This is a genomic window from Streptacidiphilus neutrinimicus (genome assembly GCF_000787815.1).
Lineage (GTDB): Bacteria > Actinomycetota > Actinomycetes > Streptomycetales > Streptomycetaceae > Streptacidiphilus > Streptacidiphilus neutrinimicus.
The window spans coordinates 33,898-45,266 of record NZ_BBPO01000015.1; the positions used below are offsets into that span (position 1 = coordinate 33,898).

Genomic DNA, 11,369 nt, shown 5'->3' on the forward strand with positions numbered 1-11,369 from the left:
GGGGAGCGGTAGGTGCCCGAGGGCGTGCGGCCAGGAGAGCCCGAGCAGCCGGAGCAGCCGGAACGGACAGCGCAGGCGGAGCAGGAGACAGAGGAGCGGGCAGGGGGGTGGGCCGAGGAGGAGCTGTCGGTCACCCCCGGGCTGCTCGGCCCCACGGGACCCGTCGGCACCACCCCCGCCTCCCTGGAGGCCTCCGAGGAGGAGGCCTCCGACGAGGACTGGGCGCGCTTCGGCTACACCCCGACCATGGGCATCCCGGTCGAGGCCATGCGCCGGGACCTGCGTCGCGGCGCGCCCGGCGAGGCCCCCTGGCCGGACCGGATGCGCACGCTGCTGCGCACCCCGATGTCCGAGCGACCCGCCTTCGAGCGCACGGAATCGGAGGACCGGGCCGCGGAGGTGACCGCGCCCAAGATCGCCCGCGTGCTCGACCTGACGCTGCGCATCGGCGAGCTGCTGCTGGCCAGCGGCGAGGCCGCCGAGGACGTGGAGGCGGCCATGCTGGGCGTCTCGCACGCGCTCGGCCTGGACCGCTGCGAGCCGCAGGTCACCTTCACGCTGATCGCGATCACCTACCAGCCCTCGCTGGTCGAGCCGCCGGTCACCTCCACCCGCGTGGTGCGGCGGCGCGGCTCCGACTACACCCGGCTCGCCTCGGTCTACCGGCTCGTCGCGGACATCACCTCCGAGCGCGTCGGCGTCGAGGAGGCCTACGGCCGGCTCGCCGAGATCCGCCGCAACCGGCACCCCTACCCGACCTGGGTGCTCTCGCTGGCCACGGGCGCGCTCGCGGGCGCGGCGACGATGCTGGTCGGCGGCAAGGCCGACGGGCAGGCCTGGCTGGTGCTGCTGTGCGCGTTCGTCGCCTCCGTCATCGGCGACCGGCTTGCCTGGCTGATCTCCACCCGCGGGCTGCCGGAGTTCTACCAGTTCGTCATCGCGGCCACCCCGGCCGCCGGGCTCGGCGTCGGCCTCACCCTGATCGGCTCCGACCTGCGCGGCTCCGTCGTCATCACCGGCGGCCTGTACGCCCTGCTGCCGGGCCGCGCGCTGGTGGCGGCCGTGGCCGACGGCCTGACCGGCTTCTACATCACCGCCGCCGCCCGTCTGCTGGAGGTCCTCTACCTCGTCGTCGGCATCGTGGCGGGCGTGACGCTGGTGCTCTACATCGGCGTCAACTTCGGCGCGAGCCTGCACCCCGAGCAGACCTTCACGCAGCAGTCCGCCCCGCTGATCCAGCTCCCGGCGGCGATGGCGCTGACGCTGTGCTTCGCCGTCCTGCTGCAGACCTCCCGTCAGGTGCTGCCGGTCGTCACCGTGCTCGGCGGCGTCGGCTGGACCGCCTTCGGGGTGCTGCGGGGGGCCGGCATCTCCGCGATCGTCGCCACGGCGGTGGCCGCCACCGTCATCGGCCTCTTCGGCCAGATGGCCTCCCGCTACCGCTACGCCTCCTCGCTCCCGTACGTGACGGCGGCCCTCGGCCCGCTGCTGCCGGGCTCGGTGATCTACCTCGGCCTGCTCTTCTTCACCCAGAACCAGCCGATCCCGGGCGTGCTGTCGGTCATCCGCGCGGCCGCGCTGGCCCTGGCGCTGGCCGTCGGCGTCAACCTCGGCGGCGAGCTGGCCCGCCTGTTCCTGAAGATCCCCCAGGGCGTGGTCGGCGGCGCGAAGCAGCGCGGCGCGGCCAAGCGCACCCGAGGCTTCTGATGCGCGGCCACTTCTGGGGCTACTACACGCACCACATCCAGGACCCCGGAAAACAGCCGCTCTTCCTGCTGCTGGCCGGGTTCATCGGCTCGTTCCTGTTCATCCGGTTCAGCGTCCGGATGATCAGGCGCGGCGTGAAGTGGTGGCCCGGCAACGTCACCCCCGGCGGCCTGCACATCCACCACGTGGTCTTCGGGGTCTTCTTCCTGCTCGCCGCGGGCTTCACGGTGTTCGCGACGGACGGCACGCACCCGTGGATCGACGTCGCGGGGCTGATCTTCGGCATCGGCTGCGGACTGGTCCTGGACGAGTTCGCGCTGCTGCTGCACCTGGAGGACGTCTACTGGAGCGAGCAGGGCCGCAAGTCCGTGGACGCGGTGATCATCGGCATCCTCTTCGCCGCGCTGCTGCTGGTCGGCTACCTCCCGCTCGGCGTCAGCCCGGGCACGCCGGTGCGCTGGGGCGCGATCGCGATCATCTCCGTCAACGCGTTCTTCACGGTGGTGGCGCTGCTCAAGGGCAAGTTCTGGAGCGGCATGATCGGCATCATGGTCCCGGGCCTGTCCTGGATCGCCGCGACGCGCCTGGCGCGCCCGAACAGCCCCTGGGCGCGCTGGCGCTACACCTACCGCCCGCGCAAGTTCGCTCGCGCGAGGCGCAGGGAGGCCCGCTGGCACCGCCGGGGCGACGCGGCCCGCACCTGGTTCTTCGACCTGATCGCGGGCAAGCCCACGCCGCCGGGACAGGCGCCCTCCCGCGCACACCTCTTCGCCGAGCGCTGGGGCCACCGGGTGGCCGCCCGGCTGGAGCACGCCGCGTACGCCCCGCTGGACCAGGCCCGGGTCCAGAAGCTCGCCCGCCTGAACCGCCTCGCCGTCAAGCACGGCCCGAAGCCCGCCACCGGCACCGCCGAATCCGCCCGCCGCCGCGCCGCCGCCCGCCGCCGCCGCGCCATCGCCGCCGGCCGCCGCCGCAGCAACCTCTAGCTAGGGCCTGGCTTGTGGATCATGCCGGGCCCACGACGCGGGCTGATCCGACCTGATCCGACCTGATCCGACCTGATCCACGAGACAGGCCCCAGCCCGCCCTCCGCCGCGCCGCTTCGGCGCCCGGCCGGCCACCCTGGCCCGGTCTGCCCGTCTCCGCGCCGCCAGCCCCCGGCCGTGGCCTCCCGGCCCCTCCCGTCCCCGGCCCGGCTGTGCTCGCTGCCTCCGAGCCTTCGGGCCCGGGCATCCTGGCCTCCAGGCCGGCGGCGCTGGCCGGCTCGGGCAGCGGGATCCCGTGCGGCGGGGGCTGCCTTCTTGCGTGAGGCCCACGGCCGCCGCGCCGCCGGATTCGCGAAACAACTGACGGGCCGTCACCCAGGTGGGTCACCCAGCGGTGCGAATCTCTGACGGGTGGCCAGACTTGAGAGGGTGAACCGCCCTAGCTCCGCACTCGCGTCCGCCGCGCTGCTGCTCGCAGCCGTTCTCGCCACGCCGCGGGCTGCCGCGGACGACGGGCCCGGCGGCCCGTCCGCCGGGCGGCTCGCGTCCGCGCAGACGGCCGCTCAGGCCGCGCAGGCGCAGGTCGAGGCCGTCGAGACGCAGCTCATCGCCGCGCAGAGCGCCGAGGCGGCGACGAACGTGCGCGTGGAGTCCGCCGTGGAGGCGTACAACGGCGCCGTCGTCGCGCAGCAGAAGGCCGCGGCGCAGGCCGCCGCCACCTCCGTTGCGGCCCGTGGCGCGGACGCTGCCGAGCGCGGCGCGCGCGAGATGGTCGGCGCACTGGCCGCCCAGCAGTACCGGGAGGGCGGGCCGCCACAGCTGGCCGGCCTCGCCGGCCTCCTCGCGGCGCGGGACCCGCACGCCGCGGAGCTCGCCACGGAGGCCGCCCAGGGCGTGGCCCAGCAGGCGCAGAGCGCCCTGCGGCAGGCCGTCGCGACCGCGACGCAGGCCGCGCGCGCGGACACCGCCGCCCAGCAGGCGAACACCGCGGCCGCCGCGGCGACGGCCAAGGTCGCGGCCGCTCGGACGGCCGCCCAACTGCAACTGGCCGCACAACAGGCGCAGGTCGCCGTGCTGGACGCACAGCACACCGCGCTGCTCGAGGGCCTGGCCGATGCCCAACGGGTCGCGCTCCAGCTGACGGAGGCCCACGCCCAGGCGCTCGCCGCGCAGGCGGCCAAGCTGGCCGCGCTCGCCGCCCCGGCCAAGCAGCAGGCCACGCCGCCGCCTCCGCCGTCCGGGCCCGGAGACGTGCACAGCGTGCTGGCCTTCGCGCGTGCGGCCCTCGGCCTCCCGTACGTCTGGGGGGGCGCGGGCCCGCAGAACTACGACTGCTCGGGCCTCACCATGCGCGCCTGGGAGCGGGCGGGCGTCGAGCTGCCGCACTACGCCGCGGACCAGTACCAGCAGTCGCACCCGGTGACCTACCGTCAGTTGCAACCGGGCGACCTGGTCTTCTGGTCCCACGACGGCAGCCCGCAGGGCATCTTCCACGTCGCACTCTTCACCGGCGACGACACCGTCATCGAGGCCCCGCGCACGGGCGACGTCGTCAAGACCGCCTCCCTGTGGATCATGGGCACCCCGGCCTTCTACGCCCGCCCCTGACCACCGCCGCTCCGTTCGCCGTCCCGCCTGCTCGCCGGAGCGTCGGCCGCCGGTCGGCCGAAAGTCGGCGGCACGCCGGGGGCAGAGCGCGTCGCCGACCAGCCCGGCGCGGCCGGGCAGCTCCCGTCCAGCGGAGCAGGCGTTCGCCGCAGCGGCAGGCGAGGCGCCGTGGCGCCGCGCCGTGCCTCTCCCGCAGCTGGGCGGGCAGGGCAGGCGGACGGCCCGCGTCCGGATCGAAGTGCACCGGCGTGCTGTAGCCCGCCGCCATCGGGCCGCCCGCGAGGGGTACGGCCACCGCGGCGAACAGCAGCAGGCACGCCGCCCGCAGCCCGATCCGCCGATGCCGCCGACGGAAACGCAGGGCGTCCGGGTCGCCGTGATGCGGCGCGGCCCACAGCGGGGACGGCAGCGCACCGCCGAGCAGCGCCAGTGCGAGCAGCCGCACCGGCAGGGGCGGGGCCAGCAGGACGACCAGGCACGCGGCCGCCGCGCCGAGCGCCCGCGCGGCAGCGCCCACCTCACTGACCTGGCCCGCACCCGTCGCGCCCACACCCGTTCCGGCCTCAACAGGACGGCCAACCCCCGCATGGCACCCCCGTCCACGCACCTGCGCCGAGACGGCCACGGTGACACGCCGGGGGGCGTCCGTCCATGGTTCAGGCCTGCTGGGGCTCGGCCGTCGCCGGGACGAGCCCGAGCGCACGGAACGTCACCCGCTGGTCGTACCAGAGCAGCGCGACCGTCACGGCCGTCATCGCCACGGCCATCGCCAGGTGCCCCGCCGTCCCCTCGACCTGCGTGCCGAGGGCGCCCAGCCCGGCGTGGACGCCGACCCGCAGGGCGATCAGCCCGACCAGGATCTTCCGGCTGCGGCCGTTCTTGAGCATGGCCCGTAGCAGCTTGCGCCGACGACCCAGCATGGTGAAGCCGACCGCGATGTTGACCGCGCCCAGCGCGACCAGCGCCATCCACGCGTCCGGGTGCAGCTTGACGATGTCGAAGGCCGCGCCCATCACCCCCTCGAAGGCGAAGAACCACGGCGACAGCGGCTTGATCTCACCCGGCGCGAGCGGCTCGGGGCGGCTGCGCTTGAACGTGAACGCGTTGCTGAGCTGGCCGATCGCCATGGTCGTCTCCCCCTGGACTGCGTCTCTCCCTGACGACCACGAGCTTCCCGCGCCGGGGGACCACAGCGGCAGAAACAGCCGTCCTGACTCGGGCAGGACATTTGTCATACCGGCGGCGTGACACCGCCTAGGCTGGCCGCCGCCGCCCCGAGCGGGGCGGACCGCAGGAGAGGTGGGAGAACGTGGCCAAGCCCGTGCGCGCGGCGATCGGTGGCAAGTGGATCAGGTGCGGCTTCTGTGGCGGCGACGCCTTCCGGGACCGCGAGGTCAAGCTGAACAGCTCCGGCATGGAACTGCTCAACCTCGGCTGGGCGAACGAGTCGGCCACCGGCCTGATCTGCTGGAACTGCGGCTACGTCCAGCTCTTCATGAACGACGACCTCGACCTGTACAAGGCCTGAGCCGGAACGCACGAAGCCCGGCGGACGTCGGTCCGCCGGGCTCAGGTGCGGCCGCCGTCCGGTGCGGAGGGACGGCGGCGTCGGTCGTGCCTTCTGCCGCTGGTCAGTGGCTCTTGCCGGACTCGGCGAGGCGCTTGATGGAGTTGGTGATCTCCTCCTCCGCCTCCTGGCGGCCGACCCAGTGGGCGCCCTCGACGGACTTGCCGGGCTCCAGGTCCTTGTAGACCTCAAAGAAGTGCTGGATCTCGAGGCGGTCGAACTCCGAGACGTGGTGGATGTCGCGCAGGTGCTCCCAGCGCGGGTCCGAGGCCGGGACGCAGAGCAGCTTGTCGTCGCCGCCCGCCTCGTCGGTCATGTGGAACATCCCGATGGCGCGGCACTTGATGACGCAGCCGGGGAAGGTGGGCTCCTCCAGGATGACGAGCGCGTCCAGCGGGTCGCCGTCCTCGCCGAGGGTCCCGTCGACGAAGCCGTAGTCGGCCGGGTAGCGGGTCGAGGTGAAGAGCATGCGGTCGAGGTAGATGCGACCAGTCTCGTGGTCGACCTCGTACTTGTTCCGCGAACCCTTCGGGATCTCGATCGTGACGTCGAACTCCACAGCTCTCCTCCAATATCAGTGGTTGCAGCCAATAGTGTCTCCTACGGCGTGGAGTGCTCAGGAATGGGGAAGGGCCGGATGGGCAACTGGGCGGACCGTGGAGGCCGGGCGGCCGCGACGGCGAGACGAGTCGCGGGGCAGGTCGCACGGCAGGCGGCGGAGCGGACGGGACCGATACGCGCGTCCGCGCTGCGTTCGGCCGAGCGAGCGTGGCGGGAGTACGGGCGGCCGTACGGACGGAAGTACGGGCGGCGGTACGCGTACGCGCCCACGCGCTGGGTCGTCGGCGTCGCCGCAGGCAGCGGGCTGGTGCTGGTCGTCGTCAGCATCGCGGTGGCCGGGCCCTGGCAGGGCGGTCAGCGGGTGGGCGACCGGGCGCTCGCGGAGGGGCGGCCCTCCGCCGCGGCCCGCCACGGCGGTCGTCCGGGCACGCCGAAGCCCGCCGGCCCGGCCTGGCACGACGCCGCGGACGTGCTCGCCCCCGCGAGCGGATCGGGCACTCTGCCGACCGCCGCCGGCCTCGGCGGCACGTTGGCCGGGCCGATGGGCGTGTCCGTGCTCGGCCGGGTCACCGCCTCCGTCGTGGACGTCACCGACGGCCACACCCTCTACAGCGTCGGCGCGGACCAGGCTCAGGAGCCCGCGTCCACCAACAAGATCGCCACCGCGACCGCCGCGCTCAGCCTGCTCGGGCCGGACCACCGCTTCACCACCAAGGTGGTGGGTGACGCAGCCACCGGCCTGACCCTGGTCGGCGGCGGCGACCCGACGCTGAGCGCGTCGAGCGGTCCCGACAGCCTGACCGCCCTCGCGGCGGCGACGGCGGCCGCGCTCCGCGCCCAGGCGAGCCCCTCGGCCTCGTCGGGGGCGTCCGCGTCCGCCGCGCCCTTGGGCGGCGGGCACCGGATCACGCTCCACTACGACATCTCGCTCTTCTCCGCGCCGGCCCTGCACCCCATCGGCGTCAACGAGAACATCGCCCTGGTCCAAGCCCTCACCGCCGACGAGGGCCGGCTCGACCCGACCAGCACGGAGAACGCCCCCCGCGAGGCCGACCCCGCGTTGCACGCCGCGAACGCCTTCGCCGCGGCCCTGACGGCGGACGGCGTCGACGTCGACACCTCCCCGTCCCAGGGGACCGCACCCGCGAACGCCCCGCAGCTCGCCCAGGTCCAGAGCGCGCCGCTGAGCGACATCGTCGAGCGGATGCTGACCGAGAGCGACAACGACGTCGCGGAGGCCCTCGGCCACGCCGTCGCCCTCGCCTCCGGCAGGCCTGCGACCTTCACCGACGCCGCGGCGGCGGTGACCGCGCGGCTCGCCCGGCTGGGCATCCGGCTCGGCTCGACCCACCTGGCCGACTCCAGCGGCCTCAGCGGCGACGACGGCATCCCGGCGGCGGTCCTGACGCAGCTGCTGGTGCTGGACGCCTCCCCGGCCCACCCCGAGCTGCGCAGCGTCATCAGCGGTCTCCCGATCGCGGGCTTCACCGGCACCCTGGACAACCGCTACGGCGGCGCCGGCAGCGAGGCCGGCCTCGGCGTCGTCCGGGCCAAGACCGGCACCCTGCAGACCGTCAACACCCTGGCTGGCCTGGTGGTGGACCGCAGCGGCCGGCCGCTGGCGTTCGCCTTCATGTCCAACGGCAGCGGCAGCCAGGACGCGGCCCGCGCGGCCCTCGACGTCCTGGCCTCCCGCCTGGCGACCTGCGGCTGCGGGTAGGGGCACGCCTCGATCGTGCGACGCTGCTGCCCGAACCGGCCGGGAGAACGTACGGTTGAACGCATGACGAGCGCCAGCGGCAACAGCAGCAACGGCACGGACATGATCGACTGGGATCTCGCGGTCGCCACGGCGACCCGCCTCGTACGGCCGGGGCCGGAGGTGACGCGGGAGGAGGCACGGGCCGTCGTCGCCGAGCTCCGGACCCACGCGCACGAGGCGGAGGAGCACGTGCGCGCGTACACGCGCATGGGGGCCCCGCAGAGCGGCACCCCCGTGCTCGTCGTGGACCGGCCGGGGTGGATCAAGGCGAACGTGGCCGGGTTCCGGACCGTCATCAGCCCGCTCACGGGCAAGCTGGCGGCCCGGCGGGCGAACATCCCGGGCGGGGCGGCGATGAGCGTCGTCGGCAGCAAGATGACCGGCGTCGAGCTCGGGCTGGTGCTCTCCTTCCTGTCGACCAAGGTGCTCGGGCAGTACGAGACCTTCGCGCCGGCCGACCTGCCGGCCGACCTCTCCGCGCCGGAGGACGGCCGACCGGTCACCCCGCCGGGACGGCTGCTGCTGGTCGCGCCGAACATCGTCGCCGTCGAGCGGGAGCTCGACGTGGACCCGCACGACTTCCGGCTGTGGGTGTGCCTGCACGAGGAGACCCACCGGACCCAGTTCACCGCGGTGCCCTGGCTGCGGGACCACATCGAGGGGGAGATCCAGGCGTTCCTCGCCGAGACCGAGATCGACCCGGGCACGCTCTTCGAGCGGCTGCGCGAGGCCCTCACCGAGGGCGGGCAGAAGCCGGAGAACCTGGTCGAGGTCGTGCAGACGCCCACTCAGCGGGAGATCCTCGGTCGGCTGACGGCCGTGATGTCCCTGCTGGAGGGTCATGCCGACGTGGTGATGGACGGGGTGGGGCCGCAGGTCGTGCCGACCGTCGGGGAGATCCGCGAGAAGTTCCAGCAGCGCCGCGCCAAGGGCGCGAGCCGGATGGACCAGCTGCTGCGGCGCCTGCTCGGCATGGACGCGAAGCTGCGTCAGTACCAGGACGGGGCCGTCTTCGTGAACGCGGTGCTGGACGCCGTGGGGATGGACGGCTTCAACAAGGTCTGGACGTCCCCGAACACCCTCCCCACGCGGGAGGAGATCCACAACCCGGCCGCCTGGGTGGCCCGAATGCATCGTTGAGGCGCCGCCCGCAACCGCCGGCCCGCCCCGGGGCCCAGCTCCGGGACGACGGACCGGCGGGGCGCCGTCGCCCCGCCGAAACGATTCGGCATTCACTCGTCCGATCGAACCGGTACTGCGGGACGACGACGCACCCGCGTGTCGTCGATGACTTCTGCGACGATGCGCAACATCCCGGTCACTCTGGGTGTGAGACGATGCGGCAGTCCACCCGCCCTGAGGAGTGATCGGTCATGGGCCCCCATCCCGCGGTAGCGGCGATACGCCTGGCGGTGCGCCGGGTGCTCGCCGAGTTCTCCGACGAGGTTCCCGCCACTTTCGCCCCCGGGAGCCGAGCCCCCGGGAACGAAGCCGCCGTACCCCCGCAGTTCATCCGCTCCGTGGGCGACGTCGACCCGCGGCACGCGAAGTACCGCAGACCCCGTCCGAAGCCGGCGCCCTCCGCGCCGCTCGTGCTGGTGGCCTGCTCCGGCGGGGCCGACTCGATGGCCCTCGCCGCCGCCACCGTCTTCGAGGCCGCCAAGCTGGGCATCCGCGCCGGTGCGGTGACCGTCGACCACGGGCTCCAGACCGGCTCCACCGCCCGCGCCGTGGAGGTCGCCACGCGCCTGCGCGACCTCGGGCTCGACCCGGTCGACGCGCTCGGGGTGAACGTTCCTGCCGCGCGCGGCCACGGCGGTCCCGAGGCCGCCGCGCGGGACGCCCGCTACGCCGCGCTGGAGGCCGCCGCCGAGCGCCACGGAGCCCGCGCCGTGCTCCTCGGCCACACCCGCGACGACCAGGCCGAGACGGTCCTGCTCGGCCTGGCCCGCGGCAGCGGCACCCGCTCGCTCAGCGGCATGCCCGTCGTCGCCGGCCGCTACCGCCGCCCCTTCCTGGAGCTCGACCGGGCCACCACCCGCGCCGCCTGCCACGTGCTCGACCTGCCGGTCTGGGACGACCCGCACAACACCGACCCCGCCTACACCCGCGCCCGGGTCCGCCACGAGGTGCTGCCGGTGCTGGAGAAGCACCTCGGCGGCGGCGTGGTCGAGGCCCTGGCCCGCACCGCGCGGCTCTTCCGTGACGACGCCGACGCCCTCGACGCGTGGGCGGCCCAGGCCGAGACGGAGATCACCCACCCGGACGGCCTCGACTGCGCGCGCCTGGCCGATCTGCCCGCCGCCGTCCGCCGCCGGGTGCTGCGCCGGGCCGCGCTGGCCGCCGGGTCCCCCGGCGGGGAGCTGTTCGCCCGCCATGTCGAGGCGATGGACCAGCTGGTCACCGCCTGGCACGGCCAGGGTGCGGTCCATCTGCCCGGCGACGTCCGGATGCGGCGGCAGGCGGGCCGCCTGGCCTTCCGGCGAGTCTGAGACTTCCGGCGCTCCCGTAAGGTTGAGGAACGCAGGCGCAGGGACGACTCTGCGGAATCCAGCTTCGAGGAAGTAGCGCGGGTGGACGAGAAGGACATGGGCACCGACCTTGCCAAGGTGCTCATCAGCAAGGACGAGATCGACGCCAAGCTGCTCGAGCTGGGCGCGCAGATCGACCGTGACTACGCGGGCAAGGATCTGCTCATCGTGGGCGTGCTCAAGGGCGCGGTCATGGTGATGGCCGACCTGGCCCGGACGCTGCACTCCGATGTCACCATGGACTGGATGGCGGTCTCCTCCTACGGGATGGGCACCAAGTCCTCCGGGGTGGTCCGTATCCTCAAGGACCTGGACACCGACATCTCCGGCCGCGACGTGCTGATCGTCGAGGACATCATCGACTCCGGTCTGACGCTGTCCTGGCTGCTCAGCAACCTGCAGTCGCGCAACCCCGGGTCGCTGGAGGTCTGCACGCTGCTGCGCAAGCCGGACGCGGCCAAGGTGTCGATCGACGTCAGGTACGTCGGTTTCGACATCCCGAACGAGTTCGTCGTCGGCTACGGGCTGGACTACGCGGAGAAGTTCCGCAACCTGCCCTTCGTCGGCACGCTCGCCCCGCACGTGTACGGCGGCTGAGCCCGGGCGGATTGCTCCAGGGCGGTGGGAACAGTGCTCGGTTTCCCTCC

The 11,369-nt window shown here is 73.8% G+C and carries 10 protein-coding genes; 8 read left to right on the top strand and 2 right to left on the bottom strand.

From position 1 onward, the window contains the following. The first annotated feature begins 12 nt into the window (after nucleotides 1-12). The 3 genes from TR48_RS12545 to TR48_RS46305 all read left to right on the top strand — a co-directional run bounded on the left by TR48_RS12545 (nucleotide 13) and on the right by TR48_RS46305 (nucleotide 4,301). Nucleotides 13-1,707 carry a threonine/serine exporter family protein gene (locus TR48_RS12545; RefSeq protein WP_052442627.1) on the top strand — a complete coding sequence of 565 codons (1,695 nt, stop codon included), beginning with the start codon at nucleotides 13-15 and terminating at the stop codon, nucleotides 1,705-1,707. Further along, nucleotides 1,707-2,693 (top strand): hypothetical protein, encoded by a 987-nt coding sequence (locus TR48_RS12550; RefSeq protein ID WP_042366181.1) that lies wholly within the window; start codon nucleotides 1,707-1,709, stop codon nucleotides 2,691-2,693. The genes TR48_RS12545 and TR48_RS12550 overlap by 1 nt, the downstream gene beginning before the upstream one ends. A 429-nt stretch (nucleotides 2,694-3,122) precedes the next feature. Further along, nucleotides 3,123-4,301: a C40 family peptidase gene (locus TR48_RS46305; RefSeq protein ID WP_042366182.1), complete on the top strand. Its 1,179-nt coding sequence runs from the start codon at nucleotides 3,123-3,125 to the stop codon at nucleotides 4,299-4,301. A 656-nt stretch (nucleotides 4,302-4,957) separates the two neighbouring features. On the opposite strand, the gene TR48_RS12565 is transcribed toward TR48_RS46305, so the two are convergent. Next, the gene (locus TR48_RS12565; protein ID WP_236652121.1) at nucleotides 4,958-5,428 is read right to left on the bottom strand and encodes a hypothetical protein; all 471 of its coding nucleotides are present in this window, start codon (nucleotides 5,426-5,428) and stop codon (nucleotides 4,958-4,960) included. A 182-nt stretch (nucleotides 5,429-5,610) separates the two neighbouring features. Here TR48_RS12565 and TR48_RS12570 point away from each other — a divergent pair, with 182 nt between their 5' ends. Beyond that, on the top strand, nucleotides 5,611-5,829 hold the full coding sequence (locus TR48_RS12570) for a hypothetical protein (protein WP_042366184.1): 219 nt from the start codon (nucleotides 5,611-5,613) through the stop codon (nucleotides 5,827-5,829). 103 nt (nucleotides 5,830-5,932) lie between these two features. Here TR48_RS12570 and TR48_RS12575 read toward each other — a convergent pair whose 3' ends face one another. Beyond that, nucleotides 5,933-6,427, bottom strand: coding sequence for an inorganic diphosphatase (locus tag TR48_RS12575; RefSeq protein WP_042366185.1), 495 nt, complete (start codon nucleotides 6,425-6,427; stop codon nucleotides 5,933-5,935). Between the two features lie 63 nt (nucleotides 6,428-6,490). On the opposite strand from TR48_RS12575, the gene dacB reads away from it, so the two are divergent. The 4 genes from dacB to hpt all read left to right on the top strand — a co-directional run bounded on the left by dacB (nucleotide 6,491) and on the right by hpt (nucleotide 11,319). Further along, nucleotides 6,491-8,149, top strand: a complete 1,659-nt coding sequence (dacB, locus tag TR48_RS12580) for a D-alanyl-D-alanine carboxypeptidase/D-alanyl-D-alanine endopeptidase (RefSeq protein WP_052442628.1) — start codon at nucleotides 6,491-6,493, stop codon at nucleotides 8,147-8,149. Nucleotides 8,150-8,212: 63 nt separating this feature from the next. Next, nucleotides 8,213-9,331, top strand: coding sequence for a zinc-dependent metalloprotease (locus TR48_RS12585; RefSeq protein WP_042366186.1), 1,119 nt, complete (start codon nucleotides 8,213-8,215; stop codon nucleotides 9,329-9,331). Nucleotides 9,332-9,564: 233 nt separating this feature from the next. Then, on the top strand, nucleotides 9,565-10,683 hold the full coding sequence (gene tilS / locus TR48_RS12590) for a tRNA lysidine(34) synthetase TilS (protein WP_042366187.1): 1,119 nt from the start codon (nucleotides 9,565-9,567) through the stop codon (nucleotides 10,681-10,683). Nucleotides 10,684-10,764: 81 nt separating this feature from the next. Further along, complete coding sequence (hpt, locus tag TR48_RS12595) at nucleotides 10,765-11,319, top strand: hypoxanthine phosphoribosyltransferase (RefSeq protein ID WP_042366188.1); 555 nt, start codon at nucleotides 10,765-10,767, stop codon at nucleotides 11,317-11,319. The last annotated feature ends 50 nt before the right edge of the window (nucleotides 11,320-11,369 follow it).

Excerpts from the sequence above, each read along its gene's own strand:
- dacB (WP_052442628.1), top strand. The coding sequence starts at position 6,491 with ATGGGGAAGGGCCGGATGGGCAACTGGGCGGACCGTGGAGGCCGGGCG.
- TR48_RS12585 (WP_042366186.1), top strand. The coding sequence starts at position 8,213 with ATGACGAGCGCCAGCGGCAACAGCAGCAACGGCACGGACATGATCGAC.
- tilS (WP_042366187.1), top strand. The coding sequence starts at position 9,565 with ATGGGCCCCCATCCCGCGGTAGCGGCGATACGCCTGGCGGTGCGCCGG.
- TR48_RS12550 (WP_042366181.1), top strand. The coding sequence starts at position 1,707 with ATGCGCGGCCACTTCTGGGGCTACTACACGCACCACATCCAGGACCCC.
- TR48_RS12565 (WP_236652121.1), bottom strand. The coding sequence starts at position 5,428 with ATGGCGATCGGCCAGCTCAGCAACGCGTTCACGTTCAAGCGCAGCCGC.